The sequence below is a fragment of the Nostoc sp. FACHB-892 genome, from assembly GCF_014698795.1.
Classification (GTDB): Bacteria; Cyanobacteriota; Cyanobacteriia; order Cyanobacteriales; family Nostocaceae; genus Nostoc.
On the sequence record NZ_JACJTR010000027.1, the window covers coordinates 26,111 to 52,500 of the forward strand.

General features: G+C 43.0%; 22 protein-coding genes. 4 read left to right on the forward strand and 18 right to left on the reverse strand.

The window, feature by feature from the left end; all coding sequences use genetic code 11:
- Nucleotides 1–9: 9 nt before the first annotated feature.
- The 3 genes from H6G96_RS27045 to H6G96_RS27055 form a co-directional block, all read right to left on the reverse strand.
- Nucleotides 10–945: an alpha/beta hydrolase gene (locus H6G96_RS27045; protein WP_190915277.1), complete on the reverse strand. Its 936-nt coding sequence runs from the start codon at nt 943–945 to the stop codon at nt 10–12.
- Between the two features lie 235 nt (nt 946–1,180).
- The gene (locus H6G96_RS27050) at nt 1,181–1,687 is read right to left on the reverse strand and encodes a DUF4112 domain-containing protein (protein ID WP_190915279.1); all 507 of its coding nucleotides are present in this window, start codon (nt 1,685–1,687) and stop codon (nt 1,181–1,183) included.
- Between the two features lie 92 nt (nt 1,688–1,779).
- A complete protein-coding gene (locus tag H6G96_RS27055) occupies nt 1,780–2,685 on the reverse strand; it encodes a YihY/virulence factor BrkB family protein (RefSeq protein WP_190915281.1) in 906 nt (301 codons plus the stop codon).
- A 165-nt stretch (nt 2,686–2,850) separates the two neighbouring features.
- On the opposite strand from H6G96_RS27055, the gene H6G96_RS27060 reads away from it, so the two are divergent.
- Nucleotides 2,851–3,315, forward strand: coding sequence for a hypothetical protein (locus tag H6G96_RS27060; RefSeq protein ID WP_190915283.1), 465 nt, complete (start codon nt 2,851–2,853; stop codon nt 3,313–3,315).
- Nucleotides 3,316–3,432: 117 nt separating this feature from the next.
- On the opposite strand, the gene H6G96_RS27065 is transcribed toward H6G96_RS27060, so the two are convergent.
- From H6G96_RS27065 to H6G96_RS27085, 5 genes are all read right to left on the reverse strand, one after another.
- Nucleotides 3,433–5,907: an EAL domain-containing protein gene (locus H6G96_RS27065; protein WP_190915284.1), complete on the reverse strand. Its 2,475-nt coding sequence runs from the start codon at nt 5,905–5,907 to the stop codon at nt 3,433–3,435.
- 20 nt (nt 5,908–5,927) lie between these two features.
- Nucleotides 5,928–6,965 carry a histidine kinase dimerization/phosphoacceptor domain -containing protein gene (locus H6G96_RS27070; RefSeq protein ID WP_199339761.1) on the reverse strand — a complete coding sequence of 346 codons (1,038 nt, stop codon included), beginning with the start codon at nt 6,963–6,965 and terminating at the stop codon, nt 5,928–5,930.
- A 12-nt stretch (nt 6,966–6,977) separates the two neighbouring features.
- Nucleotides 6,978–7,406 (reverse strand): response regulator, encoded by a 429-nt coding sequence (locus H6G96_RS27075; RefSeq protein WP_190939881.1) that lies wholly within the window; start codon nt 7,404–7,406, stop codon nt 6,978–6,980.
- Between the two features lie 21 nt (nt 7,407–7,427).
- Nucleotides 7,428–8,921: a CHASE3 domain-containing protein gene (locus H6G96_RS27080; RefSeq protein ID WP_242063406.1), complete on the reverse strand. Its 1,494-nt coding sequence runs from the start codon at nt 8,919–8,921 to the stop codon at nt 7,428–7,430.
- Between the two features lie 990 nt (nt 8,922–9,911).
- Nucleotides 9,912–11,114, reverse strand: a complete 1,203-nt coding sequence (locus H6G96_RS27085; RefSeq protein ID WP_190915289.1) for a phosphoglycerate kinase — start codon at nt 11,112–11,114, stop codon at nt 9,912–9,914.
- Nucleotides 11,115–11,203: 89 nt separating this feature from the next.
- On the opposite strand from H6G96_RS27085, the gene H6G96_RS27090 reads away from it, so the two are divergent.
- Nucleotides 11,204–11,614, forward strand: a complete 411-nt coding sequence (locus H6G96_RS27090; RefSeq protein ID WP_190915386.1) for a universal stress protein — start codon at nt 11,204–11,206, stop codon at nt 11,612–11,614.
- Between the two features lie 211 nt (nt 11,615–11,825).
- Here H6G96_RS27090 and H6G96_RS27095 read toward each other — a convergent pair whose 3' ends face one another.
- The 5 genes from H6G96_RS27095 to H6G96_RS27115 all read right to left on the reverse strand — a co-directional run bounded on the left by H6G96_RS27095 (nt 11,826) and on the right by H6G96_RS27115 (nt 18,679).
- Entirely contained in the window at nt 11,826–12,794 is a 969-nt protein-coding gene (locus tag H6G96_RS27095) for an ABC transporter permease (protein WP_190915291.1), read from the reverse strand.
- 6 nt (nt 12,795–12,800) lie between these two features.
- A complete protein-coding gene (locus H6G96_RS27100) occupies nt 12,801–13,748 on the reverse strand; it encodes an ABC transporter permease (protein WP_190915293.1) in 948 nt (315 codons plus the stop codon).
- A 22-nt stretch (nt 13,749–13,770) separates the two neighbouring features.
- Nucleotides 13,771–15,315: a sugar ABC transporter ATP-binding protein gene (locus tag H6G96_RS27105; RefSeq protein WP_190915295.1), complete on the reverse strand. Its 1,545-nt coding sequence runs from the start codon at nt 15,313–15,315 to the stop codon at nt 13,771–13,773.
- Between the two features lie 204 nt (nt 15,316–15,519).
- Entirely contained in the window at nt 15,520–16,521 is a 1,002-nt protein-coding gene (locus H6G96_RS27110; protein ID WP_190915297.1) for an ABC transporter substrate-binding protein, read from the reverse strand.
- A 166-nt stretch (nt 16,522–16,687) separates the two neighbouring features.
- A complete protein-coding gene (locus H6G96_RS27115) occupies nt 16,688–18,679 on the reverse strand; it encodes an AarF/ABC1/UbiB kinase family protein (protein WP_190915299.1) in 1,992 nt (663 codons plus the stop codon).
- 266 nt (nt 18,680–18,945) lie between these two features.
- Between H6G96_RS27115 and recN the strand changes: the two genes are divergently transcribed.
- Nucleotides 18,946–20,694: a DNA repair protein RecN gene (gene recN, locus H6G96_RS27120; RefSeq protein ID WP_190915389.1), complete on the forward strand. Its 1,749-nt coding sequence runs from the start codon at nt 18,946–18,948 to the stop codon at nt 20,692–20,694.
- A 503-nt stretch (nt 20,695–21,197) separates the two neighbouring features.
- On the opposite strand, the gene H6G96_RS27125 is transcribed toward recN, so the two are convergent.
- From H6G96_RS27125 to H6G96_RS27135, 3 genes are all read right to left on the reverse strand, one after another.
- Entirely contained in the window at nt 21,198–21,884 is a 687-nt protein-coding gene (locus H6G96_RS27125; RefSeq protein WP_190915301.1) for an SAM-dependent methyltransferase, read from the reverse strand.
- A gap of 46 nt (nt 21,885–21,930) precedes the next feature.
- On the reverse strand, nt 21,931–22,476 hold the full coding sequence (locus tag H6G96_RS27130) for a dual specificity protein phosphatase family protein (protein ID WP_190915303.1): 546 nt from the start codon (nt 22,474–22,476) through the stop codon (nt 21,931–21,933).
- 346 nt (nt 22,477–22,822) lie between these two features.
- Nucleotides 22,823–23,557, reverse strand: coding sequence for a pyridoxine 5'-phosphate synthase (locus tag H6G96_RS27135; protein ID WP_190915305.1), 735 nt, complete (start codon nt 23,555–23,557; stop codon nt 22,823–22,825).
- Nucleotides 23,558–24,118: 561 nt separating this feature from the next.
- Between H6G96_RS27135 and H6G96_RS27145 the strand changes: the two genes are divergently transcribed.
- The gene (locus H6G96_RS27145; RefSeq protein WP_190915309.1) at nt 24,119–24,478 is read left to right on the forward strand and encodes a VOC family protein; all 360 of its coding nucleotides are present in this window, start codon (nt 24,119–24,121) and stop codon (nt 24,476–24,478) included.
- Nucleotides 24,479–24,742: 264 nt separating this feature from the next.
- Here H6G96_RS27145 and H6G96_RS27150 read toward each other — a convergent pair whose 3' ends face one another.
- Both H6G96_RS27150 and H6G96_RS27155 read right to left on the reverse strand, forming a co-directional pair.
- Nucleotides 24,743–25,303, reverse strand: a complete 561-nt coding sequence (locus H6G96_RS27150) for a nitrate transporter (RefSeq protein WP_190728528.1) — start codon at nt 25,301–25,303, stop codon at nt 24,743–24,745.
- 506 nt (nt 25,304–25,809) lie between these two features.
- Entirely contained in the window at nt 25,810–26,385 is a 576-nt protein-coding gene (locus tag H6G96_RS27155; protein ID WP_190915311.1) for a TIGR04376 family protein, read from the reverse strand.
- Between the last annotated feature and the right edge of the window lie 5 nt (nt 26,386–26,390).

Sequence of the window (26,390 nt, forward strand, 5' to 3'; positions counted from 1 at the left end):
GCTTAACAATCAGTATCTCGCAGTATCTCGTAAAAACTTAAGAATTGCTGCATTCAACACTTCAAAAGCACCAGTTGAGGCATCATGGTAGCAGTTAGACAAAATTTGTAATCTAGAATTGGGGATATGCTGATGTAATTTTTCACCATGACTAACAGGAAACCAACTATCTTGCTCACCCCACAAAACTAGTGTAGGACACTTAATTGCACTCAGGTTATTTTGAATTTTGGTGAGCATATTTGGCTTCTTTTCTTGCCAATTATCAATTTCTCGCGCTGCTATTTGTAAGTCTTCGGCGACTTTCGTAACCGTACCAGGAAATTCAATAAACGGGTAAGTTATCCAATAAACATCTTCCTGTGTCAAAATTGACGGATCAAATAATACCCCACGCCTTTCTATTGCCATAATTTCTCTCAATAGAGGTGCAAACAAATATGCCAAACGTAGATAGTCAATTGTATGGATTATTTCCAAAGGTGTTTGGGCAAGTACCCACATAGCCCAATGGGGTAGGCGTTCGGCAAAAACAGGTACGTTTACTACTACAAGCTGCTCGACTAATTGTGGGTTTTCTTGAGCAAGGGCAAGGGCAATTAATCCCCCCAGAGATTCAGCCACAATCACTGCGGGTTCATCACATAATGCCTCAATAACTCTTTGAAACTCAATAACTTGATGACCATTGTGTTCTCTACGAGACAATGGTTTTTCGGAAAAGCCAAAACCTTTAGCATCAAAACAAATTACCCGAAAATATTTAGATAATGGTGTTATGCTATTTCGCCAATTATAGCTCCAACTACCCATCCCATGTAGTAAAATTAGCGGTTTACCTTTACCTTTTTCGCCATAAGCGATTTGTACAGGATATCCTTTAGCATCAGTAATAACTAGACTTTGCCGCCCTTTAGGGAAAGTAGCTTGCCACCAATCTTTCATTCCGTTATCAATAAATAATTGAACCAATTCTAGGGGTTTAAGTAAAGAGCAACTAACAAGCAGCAAGCTTTGTGCCGATGTCTAAATCCGAGTTGCAAAACTTAACTAGTAATTACAAATTATATCAAATCCGTTTATATCAGAATTATTCCTCTTTCTCCTCCCTCTGCGCCCTCAGCGTCTCTGCGGTTTTTTAATCATTCAGATGCTACAGGATTTGATATTACAAATCATTTTAACCACCTGCTAAAAAATTCCACAGCATTCTAATTAGTAATACTGGCAATGCTACTAAAACAATGGCAATCAGCAACAATCCAACTAAAACGGCAAAGATAAACCACTTATTCGCACTCTTTTGCTGGCTAGGAAACTTTAAGTAGTCTTCTAATAGCTTGATATTATTAGTGTTAGCTTTCCAGGCAAAATCAAAAAAGTCTCCTAAAACTGGGACAGCGCCTATCAAGCCATCAATAATCACATTCAGAACCATTTTGCCTAAAGTGGCTTTAGATACACCCAGCCGTGCTGCTTCTAAAATGATGTAGCTAGAAAACATGATTCCTAAAAAATCACCACCAATAGGTATAAGCCCGACAATTGGATCTAGACCAAAACCAATCTGCGTACCAGGAATGGTGATAACATTATCCAGCAGCCGACTTAACTGACGCAGACGCTTCAAGGTGGGTGCTTTGGCATCAGGTTCAATCATCGAAAATCGAGAAGGAGAATCAGGCATCAAAGCGATCGCTAACTTTGTATTGAATCGTTAGACATTTTACTCCCCTAGTGAACTTTTGCAAAAATTCCTTCAGGGATTTATAACGATATTTACAATTTAATATTTTTTATCAGATTTTGACTGTGCTTTTGCCGCATATCTTCGCCGACAGTCACGTTCAACTGATCGCCAATTAACAGAACAGCAGCGCTCATCGACAGCCAAAGCATTAAAACTATCACAGCCCCTACTGCACCATAGACTTTATTATAATTGCCAAAATTCGCCACATAAAGCCGAAATAGGGCAGATAATATTGCCCAGAAAACAGCTGCTAAAATTGCTCCAGGCATCATTGGCGTGCCTGGGTTCCACTGGCTAGGGCCATAGCGATAGACAAAGCTAAAGGCGACAGCAACAATACTTAAAGCTAAGGGCCAGCGTAACAACTGCCAAAGATACAACAAGAAGATCAAAGAACCATTTCCGCGCACTACCATTCCCAAAAGTAGGTCACTGATAAACACTAAAAAAGAAGCCAAAACTAAAAGCAACATAGTACCGACTGTTAATCCCAAAGAGACAAGTTTGGCTTTCCAAAAAGGGCGTATCTTCTCTGGAGGAATTTGATGGATTTGGTCGAAGGCGGTCATAGCGGTACTCACCGCCCCAGAAGCAGTCCAAATTGCTAATATAAAGCTCAGAGAAAACAAACCACTGTTTCTAGAATTGGTAATTTCTGTGGTAGCAAAATCACGAATTAGAATCAGGGCTTCTTCAGGCAAAACTTGACTGAGTTGTGCCGCTAGCTGTTTAAAGGTAGCTTGTAAAGACTCTGCCAATAAGCCAATGGCTGTGAGTACAGCAAGAATCGCTGGAAATAGGGATAATATAGCATTGTAGGCAATTTCCGAGGCAAGTCCCATCAGTCGCCTTTCGATTGTTCTGGCAACAGTTTTTTTGAGTGTGCGCCAATTGAGGTGGCGAAAGAAACGGAAAAAACGAGGCTTTGGCATAACTCAAGAGTTAAAACTGGTTAGTTTATTAACTAATGTGCCAAATTTTGTGTAGCGATCGCATTTATCTTTTTACCGCAACAACACCAAGTGGGGAGTCTAATGGCTCTTGACTAATGACTAATGACTAATGACCATTGACTAATAACTAATGACTATTAACTTATGAATCAAAATTTAACACAACAGTGGTTAACAGAAATTCAAACACTCAAAGAGCAGATGGCGGGACTTCAGAGCGATCGCGATGTAGCTTGGGAAAGTGCCCAAAAATGGCGTCAGCTTTACAACACAGAAGCAGAACAACGTCGCACAGATGCCCAACTGTCCCAACAGGCGATCGCATCCCTCAAGGCAGACTTGCATAAACTCCGGGGACTGGAGGTTGAGACACTGGCTGCTGAGACACCAGCAACAGCGATCAAACAAGAAATAGAACAACTAAAATCTGTGGAGGACTTGCAAGCTAAACTCATCGCTGTAATCAAAGAACGCGATCGCCTCTTGCAAGCTTTGAAAACTGAGCAGGATAACCACGCTCAAACCCGCAATAGCCTTACTACTGCCTTGGGTGATGCTATTGATAGCTTGACACAGGAACGAGCCAGAAAAGAAAAAGAGAGTAAATAAAGAGTTTGTAGCAAACTCCTTAACCGACAAAAAAAGGATACAGAGCAACTAAATTTATTTATGGGGATTACTAATTTTGAATTTTAAATTTTGAATTCAAAGCAAAGCGACGTGATGCTATCCTTGTATCGGCTGAATGCCAGATGCAATTAATGTCTCTATCGACTTACTATCTAGGGGTTGAGAGAAAAAATATCCCTGTGCATATTTACATTTCATTGCTCTAAGTTGCGCCAGTTGCTCTGCTGTTTCTATGCCTTCTGCTATTACATCTATATTTAGACTTTGTGCTAGGGTGATGATCGCTTGGACAATTTCCAAGTTTTCCCCATTAACACCAATCTTAGTAACAAAAGAACGATCAATTTTCAAGGCATTACTTGGAAAGCGGTGCAGGTAACTCAAGGATGAATAGCCTATACCAAAATCATCTAAATGTAATTGAATATTCATCTTTTGCAGTTGCAATAGCATAAAAGTTACTGATTCAATATTTTCCATCAGTACACTTTCGGTAATCTCCAGCTTTAAATTACTGCCTTCTAGACCAGTCTCTTGGATAATTTGGTTAATTTGTTCAATTAGCTTAGGTTGTGAAAATTGTTTAGTGGAAAGATTTACACTGATTGTCAAGGGTGGGTCAGTAGGAAATTGTATTTGCCAAGCACGCATCTGACGACAAGCCTCGCCTAGTACCCAATAACCAATAGGGATAATCAACCCAGTTTCTTCTGCTAGTGGAATAAAGTTGTCTGGAGTAACTAATCCCAGTTGTGGGTGCTGCCAGCGAACGAGAGCCTCGAAGCCAATAATTTTGTAAGTTTCTAACAAAACAATTGGCTGGTAGTAAACCTGAAACTCCTGGCGTTCAACTGCCCGCCGTAGATCCATCTCTAACTCTAATAGCTTTGTTTGTTGGCTGTACATGGTTGAGTCAAATATCTCATGGCGTGCTTTACCCAATGCTTTAGCACGATACATTGCTATGTCAGCATCACGCAGGAGTTCCTCTGGTAGGCTGTAACTACCCGTGCTTAGGGTGATGCCAATACTAACGGTAGTAAATACCTCATATCCACTGAGTTGGAATGCAGATGTTAGAGCTTCGTGTATTCGCTCCACTACGTTTGTTACGTCATTGATGTTGTTGAGATCATCAAGCAAAATTGTAAACTCATCTCCCCCTAGACGGGCAACTGTATCTCCAGCACGCAGACAGTTCTCTAGTCTGCGTGCAAGGGCAGTTAACAGTTGATCACCAATCATGTGGCCAAGACTGTCGTTGATAACCTTGAAGCGATCTAGGTCTAGAAACAGAACAGCAAATGTATAGTCTGGACGTCGTTTTGCCAGCATAAGCGCACGTTCTAGCCGTTCCATAAATAAAGCGCGATTTGGCAGACCGGTTAGTACATCATGAAAGGCGTCATAAATTAATTGCGCCTCTGCAAGTTTTAGAGCAGTAATATTGCGAGAAATACTTAAAACAAAATATACTGAACCATCGCTAGCTAATTCAGGCACAAGACGGGTATGGTAATATCTTGTTTGGGAAGCGATCGCTAAACTGCATTCAAACTCAGTTTCTTGCTTAGTTTCAAAAACTTGCTGAAGCTTGCGATCGCATATCCAGCAAAATTCTTCTGGCAAATTTAACTCTGCGTTTGTTTTGCCGATAAATATTTCGGCTGATATTCCTGTAATCTTTTCAATAGCTGGATTAACGTAAACGTAGCGCAATTTAGTGTCAAATCTGGAAATAATATCAGGTGCGTTTTCAACTAGTGCTTTGAATTCTTGCTGGCGACGCCCTAGTGCCTCCAATATCTGCTTACGCTCAGTGATATCCTGAAAAACGCAAACTGCACCTGTGATGTTACCGTTGTCATCTTTAATCGCTGCAATACTATCATCAATTGGAATTTCTGCACCGTTTCTAGTAATAAGTATTGTTTCTTCTGGTAGACCTACACTAACACCCGATTCAAGGACTTGTGTTATCGGACTTTCAATTATTGTCCGATTTTTTTCATGAGTAATATTGAATACTTCTGCTGTTTCTTTACCAAATGCATCTGAATAATTCCAACCCGTTAGTTCCTCTGCAATAGGGTTCATAAAAGTCACAGTTCCAGATGCGTCGCTAGTAATTACAGCATCTCCAATACTTTTAAGTACAGTAGTCAGCCATTGTTCATTCTGTTTTAATTTTTTTTCTGTCCGATGTTTAGAAAGAGTAATTTCAATAGTGAACTTTAATTCTTTTTCTTTGAAAGGTTTGAGAATGTAGCCAAACGGCTCTGTTCCCTTTGCTCGCTCCAATGTTGATTCATCTGCATTAGCAGTAAGATATATTACTGGAATATTAAAAATATTATGAATTATCTGAGCAGCCTCTACACCGTCCATCTTTCCCTTGAGGTGAATATCCATTAAAACTAAATCTAGAGAATTATTTGCTGCTTTCTTAATTGCTTCTTCTCCAGAATCGGCCATCCCCAGAACAGTGTATCCAAATTTTCGTAGCCGATTTTGTATATCCATTGCTACGATGATTTCATCTTCAACAACTAATATATTTACTGGGTTCATGAGCTTTTTAAATTATAACTTTAAGCGATTTTATTCGGAAATATAATTTTATACTTCACTCCGTTATTGATGCTAAAATCGATATTGCCTCGTAGCTGATGTGTTAGACCTTTTACTAATCGCAGACCTAATGATTCTGTACCTTGAAAGTCAAAATCTTGGGTAAAACCGACACCATTATCACCGATAGTAAGTGTAAATAAATTTGCTTCTATGGAGGAAAAATCAATATAAATTTCTCCCGGTTGTTTTTCAGGAAATGCATATTTTAGGGAATTTGAAATAAGTTCATTGATAATTAAGCCGCAAGGAATAGCTGCATCAATGGCTAGAAAAACCTCCTCAACGTTCATTTTCAAGGTAATAGCGCTGGAATTAACGTTGTATGAATAAAATAAATTAGTTACTAAATCTTGGATATAGTCAGCAAAATTTATTCTTGCCAGGTCTTGAGATTGATATAGTTTCTCGTGGATCAAAGCCATTGATTCAATCCGGTTCTGGCTATCTTTGAATACCTCAAGGGCTTGATTGTCCTTGAGATACTCTGCTTGAAGGTTGAGCAGACTAGAAATAATCTGCAAATTATTTTTTACCCGATGATGGATTTCTTTCAATAGCACTTCTTTTTCTTGAAGCGACGCTTTAATCTGCTCCTCTGCTTGTTTACGTTCCCGTCTCACCTGCGCCTCACGCAACTCGCGGGCAACAGCAGGAATAAGTCGCGCTAGATTGCCTTTAATGATGTAGTCATGGGCACCAGCTTTCATCGCAGCGACTGCGGTATCTTCACCAATAGTGCCTGAGACAATAATAAATGGCAGGTCAAGTTCGCTGTCTTTGACCTGCTTCAATGCAGCAGGGGCGCTAAAAGTGGGCATGGAATAATCGCAGATGACAACATCCCATGTTTGCCCTGCGATCGCAGCTTTCATAGCTGTGGGTGTATCAATCCGTTCAGAGGTTACTTCATATCCACCACGTTGCAGTTCACGCAGCACCAAAAAAGCATCATCTTCTGAATCCTCAACAAGTAATACGCGCAGAGGTGTACCCATACCCATCTAAAACTATACTCTCGGCGGTGATTCGTTTAAAACAAACCAGTACAACCCTAGTTGTCGCACTGATTCACTAAATTGGGAAAAATCCACTGGTTTGCGAACATAGCTGTTGGCACCCAAGCTGTAACCATTGATTAAGTCTTGCTCCTCTTTAGACGAGGTTAGAATGACTACTGGAAGGATTTTTGTTCTGTCGTCGGCCCGCAGGTGTCGCAAAACTTCCAGACCATCCATTTTAGGCAACTTCAAATCTAAGAGGATGAGATGGGGCATAACGCTCATGTCGCGATCGGCGTACATACCTTTACCAAAGAGATAATCTAGGGCTTCTACCCCATCGCGTGCCACCACCACGTCGTTCAGAATATTGTTTTTCTTGAGTGCGCGTAAGGTTAGCGCTTCATCGTCGGGATTGTCTTCTACAAGTAAAATCATGTTGTATGGCATTTCCTATAGTTAGAGGGTGAAGTAAAATGTTGCGCCTTGCTCTACTGCACTTTCGGCCCAGACACGGCCACCATGACGGTGAATAATTCGCTGCACAGTAGCTAGTCCAATGCCAGTGCCTTCAAACTCAGTCATAGCATGCAGGCGCTGGAAAGCACCGAAGAGTTTCTCAACATAGGCCATATCGAAGCCTGTGCCATCATCACGGACAAAATACACATGGGTGTTATCTTGCTGCAAAAGCCCAAATTCTATGCGTGCTTTTTGATGTTTTCCTGTAAACTTCCACGCATTACCCAGCAGGTTTTCTAGCACAATCCGTAACAGATGAGTATCACCATTGGTAACTAATCCCGGTGTAATAGCAAACTCTACTTGGCGTTCTGGTTGTGTTTTATGCAACTCTGTAGCGATCGCCTCTACCAATGCGCTCAGATCAACCTCTTCGTAACGCATCTCACTGCGCGTTAGTCTTGACAGATTCAGTAAATCGTCGATCAGTTGTGCCATTCGCTGGGTAGCTGCACGCACTCTCTGGAGGTAGTTTTGGCCTAGCGCGTCTAGCTTGTCACTATAATCTTCTAGTAGCGCTTGGCTAAAGCCGTCGATGCTCCGTAAGGGGGCCCGTAAATCGTGAGACACAGAATAACTAAATGCTTCCATCTCCTTGTTAGTAGCTTCGAGTTGTGCTGTGCGTTCTGCGACTCGCCCCTCAAGCTGGACGTTCAGGCGCAGAATCTCTGACTCGGCCTTTTTGCGCTCATTAATTTCAGTTTGTAATTCTTCGTTAGCGTTTCTAAGTTCGGCAGTCCGTTTGTTAACCTCTATTTCTAACTCATCACGAGCCTTTTGCAAAGAATTTTCCATCCGCTTGCGTTTAACAAGTTCCTGATTGGTGATTATGGCTGCTAAACCGACGATCGCAGAAGCTAGAATGCTGCCAAAAATAGTCAGCAAAGTTGTTTGATGAGCGCTGGCATTCGCCTCTATTGACCGCTTTTTCAACAACTCATTCTCTTCCTTCTCCATAGCTGTAGTGAGCATTCGGATATCTTCCATGCTCTGCTCACCCTGATCTGTCTGAACTATTTGCAGCGCGGACTCTAAATCTTTGCTCCTGGCCTTAATCGCCTGTTCCATCAAAACCAGTTTTTTGGCAATCAGGGGTTCAAGGTTATCGAGCCGCCGCTGTTGATTGGGGTTATCCGCAGTCAATTGGCGCAGAGCCTTGAGTTTCTGATCAATATCGCCAGTTGCACTGAGATACGGTTTCAGATACTTTTCTTTGCCCGTGAGAAGATAGCCCCGTTGTCCAGTCTCTGCATCTTTGACCCGTGACATTACTTCTTTAGTCTTTTCAAGCACCTCGCGTGTATGTGTGACCCATTGAGCGTTTTGTCTATACTCAAGCAAACTAAGATACGAGACTGCGCCAACACCAGCCATAATTGCGACTGCTATTACAAAACTGCCCGTATTCTTTTTGTAAATAGCCCATTCCATTTTTTACCTTCCTAATTGAAAAAGTAGCCACTGACTAAAGTGGTAAAAACGGTGAGCCAGCTCTGTAGACGGTTAACAGCGTTAGCGTCTTTGTTCAGCGCCCCGTATGCAAGCAAAAGGGTGACTAGCAGCCCTAGTCCAAGCGGCTATATCTTCGTTCCACCAAACAATACCCATGAAAAACTTTTGGTATTCTTAAATAAGAAGTATGAAAATGATTTTGTTTAGTGTCAAAACCCATATAGAGACGCGAGATATCGCGTCTCTATATTTGTATTCATACTTGAAATCAGTAATACCAAAAGTTTTTCACCGTACTACTTGTCATAGCCTTGAGAACTGATACCAAGTTTCTTAACTTCAAGAGCAAATTAGCTCTAATAAAGGATATCTATAATTAGTTAATTATTGTGAGCGTATATTTTCTGACTCATAAAAAGGCAAATAATAAATTTTGTTCAATTATTCAGTATATTTCCCCAGCCATCTTCAAGAAATTTGCGCTTGCATAAATTATGTCAATGTGATATGCAACCTCAGCAATTGCACTATAAAACTTTTAGTTATTAGCTTGATATTAAATTGACATACTAAATACGCAGGCTATATAGAGACATACCAAATACGTAGACTATAGAGACATAAAATTACTTTTGCGCCCATTCCGGCCATTTAGTTTCCATAATTTTTCCCTATTTAATGTAGAGACGTTATAGCGCTTCCCATTCAAATGCGGTACAAGATTATATTGCGAGGTGTAGGGGCACGGCACTGCCGTGCCCCTACGGGTGTACCTTACGTAAATGAGAACCGCTATACATTTAACGTCTCTACATACAGCAGATTCCAAATAAAGGAGGTACAAAATGCAGGACTCACGGATCAGATTCAGATATAAAGAGTTTCTATCCCCTGCCTCCTGCCTTCTGCCTCCAAACCCGTAGCTTTGTGCTTCATGCAAAAAAACTGCTGTAATTCTGAAGATGGCTATTAAGCATCATCTAAAGCCGCAATTCCAGGCAATACCTTGCCTTCAAGCAACTCCAAGCTAGCGCCGCCGCCGGTAGAGATGTGGCTCATTTGGTCGGCTAAACCAACTTTTTCCACAGCCGCTACTGAGTCGCCGCCGCCAATGATAGTGGTTGTACCAGTTTTACCAATTTCGGCGAGGGTATGAGCGATCGCTTCGGTACCTACCGCAAATTTATCAAACTCAAACACACCCATTGGCCCGTTCCAAATTACCGTTTTGGTATCTGCAAGAGCTTCTTGGAAAACTTTCACCGAGTCTGGCCCAATATCTAAACCCATCCAACCGTCTGGGATATTCTCAATGCTAACGGTTTGAGAATTGGCATCAGGGGCAAAGTTATCTGCCAATACCACATCTGTGGGAAGCAATAAAGCAACGCCTCGTTCTTTAGCCTTAGCTTCCAAAGACTTCGCTAGTTCTAGCTTGTCTTCTTCTACCAACGATTTACCGACATTCAAACCACGAGCTTTGTAGAAGGTGAAAATCATTCCACCACCGATGATCAGCTTGTCGCATTTCTCCAGCAGTGTTTCAATTACACCAATTTTGCTAGAAACCTTGGAACCGCCAATAATTGCTGCCAAAGGACGTTGGGGATTTTCAATAGCATTTTGCAGATATTGCAATTCCTTCTCAACTAAATATCCAGCCACAGAAGGACTGAGGAATTTTGTCACGCCTTCAGTAGAAGCGTGGGCGCGGTGTGCGGTACCAAAAGCATCATTTACATAAAAATCAGCATTAGCTGCCAATTTTTTCGCAAATTCTGGGTCGTTTTTCTCTTCTTCTTTGTAAAAACGGACATTTTCTAGTAACAGCACTTGGCCATTTTGCAATGCACCAACTTTAGCTGCAACTTCATCGCCAATAGAGTCATCAGTTTTAATGACTTCTTGCCCCAGTAACTCAGATAGACGCTTGGCAACGGGAGTTAGGCGTAATTTATCATCCACACCCTTGGGACGACCAAAATGGCTGGTGAGAATGACCTTAGCTCCCTTCTGCGTCAAATCTTTAATGGTTGGTAAAGCGGCGCGAATGCGAGTATCGTCGGTAATATTGCCTTGATCATCCACAGGCACATTAAAGTCAACCCGCACTAAAGCACGTTTCCCAGAGATATCAGCCGAAGATAAACTTGCTAAACTTTTTTTGGACACACCAAACTCTCCTGATTGCCTTTTTGTTATTGTTTTGAAAGTAGAACCATCAAGATTTTACCGGAGTCAGGGGTACCCAAGTGACAGAGATATTTAAGACAGTACTATTTCCTATTGATCAAAGCCGGGAAACGCGGGAAGCTGCTGATGTAGTTACCAACGTAGTCAAAAAATACAGCAGTCGCTTGGTGCTGCTGTCTGTGGTGGAAGAACCGCCAAAAGATGCGCCTAGTGCAGATGATCCGATGGGGTCACCAGAGGTAGTTGCCAAGCTGCTAGAAAATGCCCAATCTTTATTTTCTGGACAAGGAATTCAATCCGAAATCCTGGAAAGGCAAGGTAAACCAGCTTTTACTATTTGCGATGTCGCTGATGAAATCGGCGCCGATTTAATCATCATGGGATGTCGGGGGCTAGGCTTGACTGAAGAAGGGGCAGATGATAGTGTTACCACTCGCGTGATTAATCTTTCCCCTTGCCCAGTTCTGATTGTGCCCTAGTAGTCGACCAACTCAAAAATGATGGATGAAGGCAGGTAGGGGGAGCAGGGGGAGTAGGGGGAGCAGGGGAGAAAAGAACTTGTTTTTCTCACCATAAACCCCGCAAAGTTTCTTTGGTGGTGCAACAATTCAGTCGCGGGTTCTGAATCCCTGATTGATTAATTCTGACTTCTGAATTCTTCAATAAATAAGATGCGTTTGCTTTGTAACATTAGCCCTTTTGCGCGATGCGCTGCTGGAAGATCACAACCATAAGTAGAAAGCCACCGCGAAGCACTAGCTGCCACCACGGAGTAATAGTCCCCTCTAGATTCAGAAGGTTGTACATCATTCCTAAGAGAAGGACACCGACCAGCGTCGGAAACACGCTCCCCTGCCCGCCTGCAAGAAACGTTCCTCCCATGACGGTCGCGGCGATCGCATCCGTCTCCCAGCCAAAAGCAGCCACAGGCTGACCCGCCCCTAAACGGCCTGCGAGAACAACACCGGCAAGCCCTGAAAGCAGACCGCTAAGGGTGTAGACCGCAAGCTTAACTCGGTTTGGGTTCACGCCCATGAGCCGGGAAGCCTCCTCGTTGTCACCAACAGCGAATATATGCAACCCTAATCGGCTCCTGTGCAGCATAAACCAAGCTGCAAAATATAAGAGCGCAACCATAATCACGGGGATAGGGACAGAAGCAATGAACCCCCTACCAAGCCAAACAAGTCCCGATGCTGCCGATGATATAGCAATGGACTTTTCCTCGGTGATACTTAACGCCAGCCCGCGTGCAGCACTGGCAGTAAATAATGTAACAACGAACGGCTGGAGACGCGCACGCGATACAAGAAGACCGTTTACCAGACCGAGCAACGTGGTGCTGGCAATGCCGCCAACGATTGCCACGAAACTTCCTTGCCCGGCGAGCATTGCTACGACAACGCCGCCTAGAGCAACAAGGGAACCCACGGAGAGATCGATTCCTCCACTCAGAATTACGACAGTCATGCCCAGTGCCACGATCGCGAGCATACTGTTCTGTCGCATGATGTTCATGAGATTAAGAGGTGTTAAGAAGGTTTCATAACGAAAAGATGCGAAAACAGCCAAACTAAGGAGTATGAGCAGCAAGCCCTGCGAAGTGAGGATCTTGGAGAGACGCTTCCCAGCAAGCGCAAGTGACCTTGTAGCAGCCATGACGCGTTAAACCTCCTTAGGGCGCTGTAAAAAAATGGCGAAAAGAATGATTACGGATTTTAAAACTAATGACCAGGTGAAGGGAATCAGGAGCATATTGAAACTGGTGGAGATCACCTGCATAAGCAAGGCTCCGACAACAGTTCCAAGGACATTCGCACGGCCACCTGAGAAGGGCGTGCCGCCAACAACAACAGCTGCGATCGCATCGAATTCGGCGTTGACACCAACCTTACTAGGATCGCCCATACCGAGCCTCGCTGTCTCGACCAGTCCGGCTAGCCCCGCAAGCAGGGCACTAATTATATAGACGATGTATTTCACCCGTTCCGCACGGATGCCCGCAAGCCGTGCAGCCTGTTCGTTGCCGCCGACTGCAACAATATGACGCCCAAAAAGCGTAGAGTGGATACAGAAGAAGGCTCCTGCAATGACGACTCCGGCAATTACAACCTGAATTGGTATAAAACCGAGATAGCCCTTTCCGAGCGCTTCAAAGGTGGGATGGACGAAGGGAACGAGCTTACCGTCTCCGACTACCTGAGCGACCCCACGCCATAAGATCAGAGCCGCCAAGGTAGTGATGAGAGCGTCAAGTTTCAAGCGTGAGATCAGAAAGCCATTGAGAAGACCAACCAACAGAGCAACACACAAAGCGAACGAGATGGCAACAGTTATCCCATACTTAATAAACAATGCCACAATGACTGAAACCAATGCCATAGTAGAGCCGACCGTGAGATCAATGCCACGCGAGGCAATCACAAATGTCATCCCAACGGCAATAAACATTGTCGTGGATACTTGGAGCAACATATTCAGAGTGTTGCTAACTGTAGCGAAACGTGGGGTGAAGACGGCGTTCGCAACATAGAGAATTAAGAGCGCCGCAGATGCACCGAAGTTTGGGTTCCACAGAGTTCTCCAACCCCGATCAGACTTCTTGCTATTCATTTTTGTCTTATTCTGTTTCACACTATCTATCGACGGCTTCCTGACGATCTGCACCTTCGGCCATTACGTGCAGAATTGTCTTGATGTTCTTCTGTTCCCCACTGAGTTGGGCGATTGACTGCCCGTCACGGAGAACGACGACACGTTGCGAACCTTCAACTAGCTCCTCCACTTCCGACGAAATCATCAGAACCCCCAGCCCTTGCTTTGCTAGTTCGGCGATCAGCCGTTGGATCTCGCCCTTTGCACCAACGTCTATACCACGAGTTGGCTCGTCAAGGAGAAGAAGTTTTGTATTCTTGCACAGCCATCGTGCCAGAAGAACCTTCTGCTGATTGCCGCCCGATAGTTCGTGGATCTTTTGTTCGGTGCTGGCCGCCTTAATTCCAAGGCGCTGCATGAAACGGTCAACTAGCTCGTTCTGTCGTTTTCGGGAAACGATGCCCCATTGTGTAAGGTTCGGTAGTGCAGCGAGTGTGAGGTTTTCTCGCACCGAAAGCTCAGGAATAATGCCGTCCGCTTTCCGATCTTCTGAAAGGAAAGCTATCCCAGCGTCGATCGCATCATGAGGATCACGCAGGGACAAAAGACTACCTTCAAATTTTACGGTTCCATCTTCAAGCGGTTCAGCCCCGAATAGAGCACGCAGCGTTTCACTTCGACCAGAGCCGAGCAAACCCGCAAGCCCGACGATTTCGCCATGTCGGATTTCAATCGATACACCATCGAGCCGTTTCTTATATTTGAGAGCTTCCGCTTGCAGCAACACTGGCCGATCTACCGCATTTTGCGACCCTCCTGCGAATGCCGTGACTCCTTTGCTCACCTCTTCTGGCTCACGACCTAGCATATGACAGACGAGTTCTAGGCGAGTGAGCGTGGTTAGCGATCGCGTTACAATATTGCGTCCATCACGTAGAACTGTCACGCGATCGCACACGGTATAGAGTTCTTCAAAACGGTGGCTGACGTAAATGATGGACGTCCCTTCCGACTTTAGCCGCCGCATGACATCAAAAAGAACAGAAACCTCAGTTTCGGTAAGCGAACTCGTGGGTTCATCGAGGATAAGCACACGCGCACCAAAAGATATAGCACGCGCGATCGCCACCATTTGCCGATGGGCAATATTCAGCGAACCAACTACCAAACACGGGTCGATATGCAACCCCAGACGCTCCAATATCTCAGACGCCTCGGTATTCATCCGCCGTCTGTCAATAATCCCAAAGCGATGCGGCTCTCTGCCAAGAAAAATATTCTCAGCAACAGTTCGGAAACCCACGAGTTGGATCTCCTGGTAGACGGCTACGATGCCAACCGCCTGCGCTTCAGTCGGGTTTTGGAATGCGACAGGACTCCCGTTATAATCTATAACACCGGAGTCCCGCCGATATGCTCCCGTCATAATCTTAATGAGCGTCGATTTGCCAGCACCGTTCTCTCCAACCAGTGCATGGATCTCCCCTGCCTTTAGATCAAAATCGACGCCCTGGAGCGCCGACACGCCAGAAAAACTTTTCTTTATGCCCCTCATACACAAGACAGTTTGAGTTGCCTGAGTCATCGGCTTTACCTAGTTTTTATCCTGATACCCCATAGTCATCTTTTTTATTCATCGTCCAGGTTCAACATATTTCCTGGCTATCTTTTCTTTATTATTTATATGGCGCAAAACCCCGGAATACAATTATTCTTTTGACTTTTGACTTTTAACTTCCCCGTTCGCGCAGCGTCCCGTAGGGAAGGGGCTGACTTCTGCCTTGCGGTACTAGTATGCTTCATCCACAAAATCTTTGGCATTTGTGACATCGAAGAGTCTGTCCTCAAGAATGATTCTAGGAGGAATCTTTTTGCCGGCAAAATACTTCTCCATCGTAGCGAAAACAAGTGGGCCAAAACGCGGGTTCGACTCTACACTCACACCAAGTTCGCCGCGGATAATCGCCTCAAGCGCGGCTTTTTGACCGTCGATTGAAACGACGATCACATCCTTACCAGGCTTCATGCTTGCTGACTTGAGAGCCTGGATGGCACCCAATGCCATTTCATCATTGTGAGCATACACTGCGGTAATATCAGAACCCTTAGCCTGAATGATGTTTTCCATTACACGCACAGCCGCAGCCCGCGAAAAATCCGCCGTCTGCGTGGCGATGATCTTCATGTTAGGATAACTGGCGATCGCATCACGAAAGCCCTTTGCCCGATCAATTGCGACCGATGACCCTGCTGTTCCGGTGAGTTCCACGATAGATGCTTTGCCATTAGTAGCCTGAGCCAGCCATTTGCCAACGCGGCGACCTTGGACGATGAAATCCGATCCAAGAAAGCTGACGAAATGCTCACCTGGTTTTCCCGCAGCTTCACGGTCGATGAGAAATACCGGTATTTTTGCCGCTCTCGCTGCTTCAAGAGCAGGTGTAAGACCCTCATATTCGCGTGGCGCAAGAAATATGGCATCGACTTGTCTTGCAATCAAATCTTCGATATCAGAAAATTGCTTCGATGTCTGCCCCTGGGCATCCGTCATCAAGAAATCGTAAGTTTCATTACGTTTGGCGGCCTCTTCTTTGATGCTATTCGTTTCGGCGATGCGCCACGGGCCGATGTTTTCCGTCTGCGAAAATCCGACAATTTTTTTCGTTTTCTCGCGTACACAGCCAGACAGCGAGAAAGCCGCAACAGTAATCACAGCGTAGGCGCTAAATACCAGAAACCTTGAAATATAGACTTGGACACCTGAGTATCTAAAACAGGTTTCATTCTTCATCTAAAACCTCCAAGAGATCCCGATTGTAGCAAGCCATACTTATAAAAAGGTGTCGGGAAAACCCAATATTTTAAAGATGGGATGAGAGAAGCCTTTTTAGACCGTTGACGGTTGACGGTCAACAGTCTTTCGTGTTATTCCATCCCCTTTTAGGTGTGAGATGAGCTTAATAGGCTGTCAATAATTGCCGAATTAACCTGGCTACAGCCTTTTGTGTGAAGCGGTTAGCAATCTGTTGACCCAAACGTTGCACATCTGAATTTACCAATAACTCGGCAATTTGCGGCGCAAGTTGCACTGGGTCAAAGCCTCGTGTTTCTCTAAGAATACCTAATATACGTTTGATATGCTCCAAGGTTTGTTGTTGCTCAACTGTCGCCGCCGGAGTTTCATTAACTGCTGTCAATCCAACGCGCTCCCGCAGCAAATAGGTGAAGTTATGCAAAACATTTTTACCTAAAGCATCGAGTCCGTTAACAGATTCATCTACTAGTTTGTCACGAATAAAAGCACCGCGTTCAGATGCCAGAAATTCTATCCCCTGATTCAGGACTAAATTAAAGTCGTAGTCTTGACTATTTCGCGCATTTTTTAATAAGTTTTCTAAGCGGTTCCAGCGAAATCTGCCATCTTTAAATAGCAAATCTTGCAATGATGCTCTTAATTGCGGTGCTGGATCGGTTAACAGGCGTTTGGAAACGTAGGGATAAGCTTCGCTGAGAACTTTAAAGTTGGGATCTATATATATTGCAATACCTTCGAGCGTCACAAGGGAGCGAATAATTAAGGCATAGTAGGGCGGTACACGGAAAGGATACTCATACATTAAAGCCGATAGTTCATCAGTGATGCTTTTAATGTTAAGTTCGGCAACGCTGGCTCCTTGGGCATCAGCAAAGACTCTGGCAAAGGCTGGGATAATTGGCGTTAAATCGGTTTCTGGTGATAAGAAATCTAAATTAACGTAGTCTTTTGCTAATCCTTCAAAGTCGCGGTTGACGACGTGGACGATCGCTTCAATTAAACCATAACGCTGTAGTGGCTTAATTTCGCTCATCATTCCAAAGTCGAGATAAGCTAATTTACCATCGGTTGTTGCTAACAAATTACCAGGGTGGGGATCTGCATGGAAAAATCCATGTTCTAGTAGCTGGCGTAGGGAACACTGCACACCGACTTCAATTAGATAACGAGCATCTATGCCTTGGGCGCTAATTTCTTCTGTCTGAGTTAACTTAGTGCCGTTAATCCACTCCATCGTTAAGACACGGCGATTGGTATATTCCCAGTAAATTTTCGGTACATATACGTCTTTTATGTGACCGTATAACTGGAAAAATCTCTCGGCATTTTCACCCTCGTGGATGTAATCCATCTCTTCAAAAATGCGATCGCCTAATTCATCGAGAATCCCAACTAAGTCACTTCTTACCCGTTTGACCTTTTTCTGTACCCAAGCAGCGAGATTACGTAAGATATACAAGTCAATGGTGATCCGCTCTCTTAAGTCAGGGCGTTGGACTTTAACGGCGACTTCTTCACCTGTTTTTAGCTTACCTTTATAGACTTGCCCCAAGGAAGCCGCAGCAATTGGGTGGGCTGAGAGTTCGGCGTAAACTTCTTCTGGAGGCGCACCTAGTTCTTCTCTAATAAACTGGTAAGCAAGTTCGTTGGGAAAAGGCGGTAATTGGTCTTGTAGCTTAGTTAATTCTTCTAAATATACGGGAGGAACCAGATCCGGTCTGGTGGACAAAGCTTGTCCAATTTTGATGTAAGCAGGCCCCAATTTTGTCAGCAATACTCGTAGCTGAGTGGCTCGGCGGCGGTCATTTTTGACGACAATTCCCCGTTTACTATCCGACCACAACCCAAAAGCAAAGGATAGAGTCGGCCCCAACACAGCGAAAATCCGCCGGATAACTTGCAGGGGTCTATTTTGATAATGCGCCGCTATAGTCACGGGATCGTAAAGCGTCTCAGGTTCGGCTATTGGCCTCACCTGTTGGGCTGCTAAAAGTCTTGGCGAACGCACTACTAAGCTAGACGTACCATCTTCTGGCACTACATTAATAACGTCCAGTTCACCTCGGCTATTTGTGCCGTTGTGACTGTCCTCCTGAATCGGTCGGGAATTAGGGGGAAGTGTCTTAACAATCATGAAGCAGGCTACCAGTCAGAACGATCACATTAAGGATTGTAACAATATCTTTACGAATTGGGAATATGGACTTATGGATTAGGAATTAGGGTTAAACTAATTTTTCCCAGTCCCCAGTCGCCACTACCCAGTCCCTAGAGTTCTGCTACACTTAAACGGGCATACTAGTTCAATAGTATTAGGTATTGCTAGTTGCCAAAATATCATACCTATTGTCCTGTAAATTAGAAGTATCCGGCATCTGCCCTCATGGAGAATTTGGCTTGATGTTGCTTTGCCTGCGAATTGAAAACTTTGCCCTAATTGACCAACTGGAATTAGAATTTGGCGCGGGACTAAATGTGTTGACAGGTGAAACCGGCGCTGGAAAATCGATTATCTTGGATGCTATTGATGCGGCTTTGGGCGGTAAAGTCTCTAGTCGCGTCATTCGCACAGGAACAAGTCGGGCAATGGTAGAAGCTACTTTCACCTCAAACGCCCCCCTAGCTGCTTGGTTGACCGAACAAGAAATAGATTTGCTTGATGAAAATTCCGTAGTCATTAGCCGAGAAATTACAGCTACTGCTACTAATATCCGTAGTCGATCGCGGGTGAATGGCGTGTTGGTAAATCGGCAGATTATGGGAGGAATGCGCGATCGCTTGGTGGAAATCACCGCCCAAGGTCAAACTGTACAAGTGGGACAATCTGCTCAAGTCCGCGATTGGTTGGATTTATATGGCGGCGACTCTCTGATGCAGCAGCGTCATAAAGTTGCCACTAGCTTCAGTGGTTACCAACAGGCGCATTTAGCACTTGAAAAACGCCGGACATCAGAACGGGAGCGATTGCAACAACTCGATTTGCTCACTTATCAAGTGCAAGAATTGGGAGCAGCAAATCTTAGCGAACCTGATGAATTGGAACAATTGGGACAAGAACGGGAACGCCTAAATCATGTTGTTGATTTGCAACAAATGAGTTACAAGGTTTATCAGGCTTTGTATCAAAACGATAATGAAACTCCCGCCGCAGGTGATTTATTGGGAGACAGTGAAGCCATATTAAATGACATGGTGGAATATGATACCCAGCTGCAACCCCTATTAGAATTAGTGAGGGACGCGCAAGCTGCGGTAATGGAAGTGGGAAGGCAGATTAATGCTTATGGGGATGGATTAGAAGCCGATCCACAGCGATTGGAAGAGGTGGAAGAACGGATTCAGGAATTAAAGCAAATTTGCCGCAAATATGGGCCGACACTTACAGAAGCGATCGCTTATTACCAACGTATCCAAGGGGAATTAGCCCAACTTAACGACAGCGAACAATCTATCGAAAACCTAGAACAGCAAGAAAAGGTGTATTTTGAGAAACTCACCCAAGCAACTAATCAGTTAACTCAACTACGAAGTAAAGCGGCTGCTAATTTAGAATCACGTTTGATAGGTGAACTCAAGCCCCTAGCGATGGAAAAAGTGAAGTTTCAGGTTGAGATAGTGCCTGCTTTCCCAACTGCTATGGGAGCAGATAAAATTACCTTTATGTTTAGTCCCAACCCTGGAGAACCACTGCAACCTTTAACGGAAATTGCCTCTGGCGGGGAAATGAGCCGCTTTTTATTGGCGCTGAAAGCTTGTTTTTCTCAGGTTGATGCGGCTGGGACAATGGTATTTGATGAAATTGATGTCGGGGTTTCGGGAAGGGTAGCTCAAGCGATCGCGGAAAAATTACACCAGCTAAGTCAACGTAACCAAGTATTATGTGTTACTCACCAGCCTTTAGTTGCAGCAATGGCCGATCGCCATTTCCGCGTCGATAAGCAAACTGTCAACCAAGGTAAAGGGAAAAAAGCCAACAATGGTAACACTGAACAGCGTACTGTTGTGCGAGTTACTACATTAGATAATTTAAATACTCGCCGCGAAGAACTAGCACAGTTAGCTGGTGGTAAATCTGCAAGTGATGCGATCGCTTTTGCAGAATCTCTGTTACTACAAGCTGCTGACCACCGTCGTAGGGAGCAAACTTAACAAGTTTAGGTAACTCCATAAGCGTTTATCAAAAGCATCCGAGGAAAGCGATCGCATTCCCTATGGATGTAAAAAAACATTTCTGTTTCTAAGAAGAAGGTTATAAAACAATACGGTTCAGTTAAGGCTAAAACTCTTGGTCAAAGTCAAGTTTTTGAACGTAGACGCAAAGTACGCATTCGCGCAGCGTCTCGTCAGAGAAGAACGCAAACAACGTGTCGTAGACAGACGCTGCACGTTAGCGGAAGCCTCTCGTAAAGATTGCGGTAGCCTGCGGCAAGCCCTTCGGATGACGCTCCTAACGTCGCTCTAGAAGCTATGGCGTGGGCTTTACGCTGCGCTATAGCGGTTCCCATTCAGATGCGGTGTTATATTGCAAGGTGTAGGGGCACGGCACTGCCGTGCCCTTACGGGTGTACCTCACGTAAACGAGAACCACTATAACTTCACCGCTTTGCGTCTACGTTAAAAATTGGCTTTGGTAACGGAGTTTTAGCCTTAACTCAAGCGTATTGAGTTATCTTCAACATTTTATTTCCACCAGGTTGAAATTCGTATTCAACCTTTTCAATATCTATCTTGTAACCATTTGAAGTGTAATATTTAACTAGTTTATCTAAATGTTGTGAATGTTTCCACATTAAAGTTATGAGAGGAAATATTCGGACTTCTTTAGCAATCCGCAGCATCTCACCTATAGAATTTAAGTGGAAATGGTAATCGAGATGATCTGAATATAAAAATAATAAATGCGAACAAAGAGCTATATCAAATTCTTGATTTTTAAATGTTAATTTAGGTAATTCACCGACTGTGTATCTGTTGCTCTTTTTGCCAGTTTCATAATCAGACAGAAATTCTTGAATAACTTTCACTCGATTCTGTCGTAAATCATCTGGAGATTTATGATAGCTCCATACCCAATCATTCGATGTAGCTCTGACTTGGTTAATGATGTTATCTACCACTTCATTAAATCTTTGCAATATTTCATCACCGGAAAATTGGTATAGTGGGTCAACAGAAACTACACTTTTACCCTGATGTGTCATTTCTGCGTTAAAGCTTGCTGGACCATCCCCAATTCCAATAATTCTTTTATTTAAATCTGCATTTGTTAAATTGAATATTTTTATATATTCGTCCATTGATCTCCCAAAAGGAACTACTTTATCTAGAACCATTGCCATAGAATTTACCTCGTCAATAGATTGATTAAACAGGATAATAGCAAAATCAAACAACTTTATGCATTGCTAGACGGCAATCATTTAGAAGCATATCAAGCTCTTTTACAACTTTCAAAGGATTTCTGCCTTTTAACAGAGCAGCTATTGCAGCCTCGTAAGGATTTCTACCTGTTCTTTTGACAGCAGCTATTGCAGCTTGATTTGATAATCCTCGCACACTCACTAGCCATGCAGCTAACACATGTCCAGTACGTCCAATTCCACCAGAGCAATGTACAACGACTTTTTCATTTTGTTTATCTGCTTCTATTAAGAAAGGAAGTATTTTCTGTGTGAGGGTTTCTAAATCACATAAATGGAAATCTGCAATTGGTGCCCAATAAACTTGTTGATTACCAAATTCATGTTTATAAGTATCTAGAAGTTTAGAATAATAAGCTAGTTGTTCAGCAGTGAGAAGACAACAAACTCGCTTGATATCTTGGTACTTCATAAAATCTATCCAATCCTGAACCTTATTGTTAGTGTATCCAGGTCGCGCAGACCCAAAAACTATTTGCTCTTTTTCCCAAGCTGGGGCAAATTTATACATCTTTAACTGTCTGACTTCTGAATATTGCAAGTTGCTGTTTGCAGCCATAAAATAGTTATTTTTTGATTAATTGCCGATGAGGCGTTGATATAAAATGTTTTTAGGGATTAAATATCATTATTTATAAACTCCCTTATAGTGAAAATTTTTAAATATATAAAACTCATATTTTATTTTTGAAAAAACTCTGTACAACTCGAAAAGGTTAATTTCTTATTTCCTATTCACTGCCTATGGCCCTTGCGCTTCTCTGCGAGAGGCTTCTCTTTGCAGAGAGGCTTTGCCAACGCAAACGCACGCACCTCAGGCAAATAAGTATTGCTACGCGATGCTGGGCGAACAGAAATCAAAGCGGATTCCTATAGTTCAAAGATAGGATTTTTAAATACTCTTGTACAGCAGTAAATAGCCCCACCTCTAAAGCATCGGCAATCAGAGCATGACCGATAGACACTTCAAGTATGCCAGAAATTGAACAAAACTTTTCTAAGTTTTGTAGATTTAAATCATGCCCGGCGTTCACTCCTAAACCAATTTCTTGAGCCTTTTGTGTTGCTTTTTGGTAGTCTTGAAATACAGACTCTACATTACCATTACGAAAAGCTGTAGCATAAGGTTCTGTATATAGCTCAATGCGATCGGCTCCAATCTCTTTAGCACGTTTAATTTGAGTTAAGTCAGTCTCCATAAACAAGCTGACTCGAACTCCGAGGTCTTTTAGTTCTAGAATAATTGGTCTGAGCCAAGAGCCATCTGTAGCCAGATCCCATCCGTGGTCTGATGTGAAAGCATCTGGTGCATCGGGAACTAAGGTACACTGCGTGGGCTTTATTTTTCGGACTATCTCTAAAAATTGAGGTGACGGATTACCTTCTATATTAAATTCAACAGTCAATATCTGCGCTAGTGCATCGACATCTTCGGGCTTAATATGTCGCTGGTCTGGGCGTGGGTGAACTGTAATTCCCTGTGCGCCAGCTTTAATACAGGTTGAAGCTGCTTCAATCACACTTGATCTACCAAAATTTCGAGCATTCCTGAGTAAAGCGACTTTGTTAAGGTTAACGCTGAGATTGGTCATACTGCAAATATGTTAAAGTTCGTTATTTACCGCCAAATAATGCATCTGATGACACCATATCTTTACACAATTTGAGATTTTGGGGGAAATGTTGGAAGACTTGTGTTTACAGCGCAGTTGCAAGCGGGGAAAAGAGACAAAGCGTAGCTTTGGCGGGGTGGAGTTCTTCGAGTTTAATAAGTAAGCAAACGAACATGATATGAGTATCGCCTAAATTATATGGGAGTATCAGATTTATTTTTTATAGTGGAGACATCGATTCAAAATGGTATGAGGAAACCTCATCCGACTATTTCTTATGACACACTCCTTAAGTTAGGTACTGATGCGTGTTCATGTATATATATTGGTAATAACTATACAGATGACTAATGTGGGGCTAAAGGAGTAAAAATGAAATGTATTTTGATTGACAGCGAACCACGTTATCTAGAGCTAGATGAACAGAGAGTTGACAACCTTTTTCAAATTTAAGATAGGCTATTCTTGATTAATCTTAGTTAACTATAGTTGCGGAGTAAGTAAAATAAAATCCACTAGCGGCCTAATAGACAGTTTGCAATGCAAATTCTTAAAGTACTAACCAGAGTTTATCTTAGTCCGATAGACTTGGATGAGGCGATCGCTTTCTATGAAAATCTTTTTACAGAAAAATGTTGGTTGTGGTTTCAATATTCTGAGGCTGAGTTGGAACTCGCAGGTGTGGGTTCTATTCTTTTAATTGCTGGTTCGGCAGAAGCACTCTCTTCATTCAAGAGTACACATGCAACATTTCTCGTTGACTCACTTAATGATTTTCGAGAAGTACTTATTCAGCAAGGTGCAGTAATTTTGGCAGAACCTAACAAAGTTCCTACTGGAGCCAATATGCGAGCGATGCATCCTGATGGAACCATTATTGAGTATGTTGAGTTTGGATAATTAATTTTTAGCCTAAAAAGGATCTGCTGTGAAGACTGCAATCAAATTAGCGAACTAAAGTTATGCCTTAAAATGCTGGCAACTTATGCGCTAGTTGTGCGGGAAATTCAACTAATCTAAAAATTGAATTTAGTTGTGGCTCAGGCAGGAATGCTTGAGGCTTAATCAGTCGTGAACAATAAGATAAGATCCCCGACTTCTCAATCAAAGAAGTCGGGGATCTGGAGTAGCTAGTAGGGCGCAATCTGTAAGCCTAGATAAAATTTAGGAAGATTTTTTCCCATCTGAAACCATTTGCGAGAGAATATAGGCTGCGAAATCTAGTAGCTGATCCAGCAAAAAGCCAATGATACCGATGTAGAGGATCACCTGAATTATGTAATCGACATTGCCAGCTTTATAAGCTTCCCAAAGGGTAAAGCCGAGTCCTTTTGGGCCTGTTAACATTTCTGTAGCAATAACTATAAACCATGCTACCCAAATGCTAACTTTCAAGGCATGAAATATATGAAATATAGCTACTCGAAAGTTCTTGTTCTGTCTTTGAAAATGCTGCATACCTATTGCTGTATTAATAATCATCGTCCAGAGAGTTCCCACAAAAACTACTGTAATAGCAGCCGATTCGCTCTCTTGAAAGGCTATTAGGGCAATAGGTAGCAAAGCTATAGGAGGGATACTATGTGGTATCTGAAATATCAGCCTAAATAGCTGATAAACCATGCTATTCATGCCTATTAGGTATCCAATAAAACTACCTAACACGGCGGCTGGAATGTATCCCACAAATAACCGTTGCAGGCTAGCTAAAATGTCTAAAAACATATACTCTTTCTGCCTCAGTTATCATTGAAGAAATTTAGAACATACTGTGGCAACAATACTGAATAACTGAGATAAAATGTGTTAAATTACACATTATAATATTTGAGAACTACAAAATTTTTGATATTTTCTCCTTGTTGATGATTAATCAAAAAAATTTAGGATTATTACAATGTGTTAGTAGTAAAACAAAGAAGAGGTAAAACTTGACTTTAGTAAACTTTATCAGAAAAATAAATCCTGATTAGTAAATTAAATACAATTTCCAGATTTTACTTACTTGATGATTTTATTAAGTATGAATATTTAAAAATTTTAATAAATAGCGAAATTTGTTATTAGCGATACAGATAAAAAATAAAACAAGAAGTAAAAAATGAAATTTATAAAAATGCCTGGGGAAAACCCACTCTTTTTAAAGATGGGATGAGAGACGCGTTTTTAGACCGTTGACGGTTAACAGTCAACAGTCAACCGTCAACGTGTTTAAAGTTCAAGCTTGGCGATTATTTCCCCAAATTGCGCTTCATTTGTTCTAACTCATCCTGAGTTTCCCAGTTACGGAACTTCTCTTCTAAATCATCAAACCCACTAGAATAACTGGTAGTTTTATTCGACCATCCACTGGTTTCAAAACGCTGCTGAGTTTGGGCTTTAGCACGGGCTGTCTGTGCTTCGACAGCTTTAGCTTGTACCTCCTGTCGCCGTTGCTGAATTTTTCGCAGTAGTTCCTGAGATTGGTTAATGCGTTCTTTCAGCCCTTGCATATGTCCCCAGCGCTGATTTCCTTCGCGCAACAGGGCTGCTTCTCGCTCACCCGCAGCAGCCGCTAAATCTTCCCTACCAGCATTTTTGGCTTTTTGAACACGAATATGCCAACGCTGAATTTCTTGAGCGGTGGATAGAATTTCTTCTTGCGATCGCTTCTCTTGTACTTGTAAATCTGCGATCAGCTTTAATGTGCCTTCCTCTTGCTCACGCAGCTGTTCTAGCAGCGCCTCTAACTCCAAATGTGGATTATTACGCAAGAATTCTTCTAAACGGTTTTCTAAAAACCGACTCAAATCATCAAATAAGCCCACTGCTA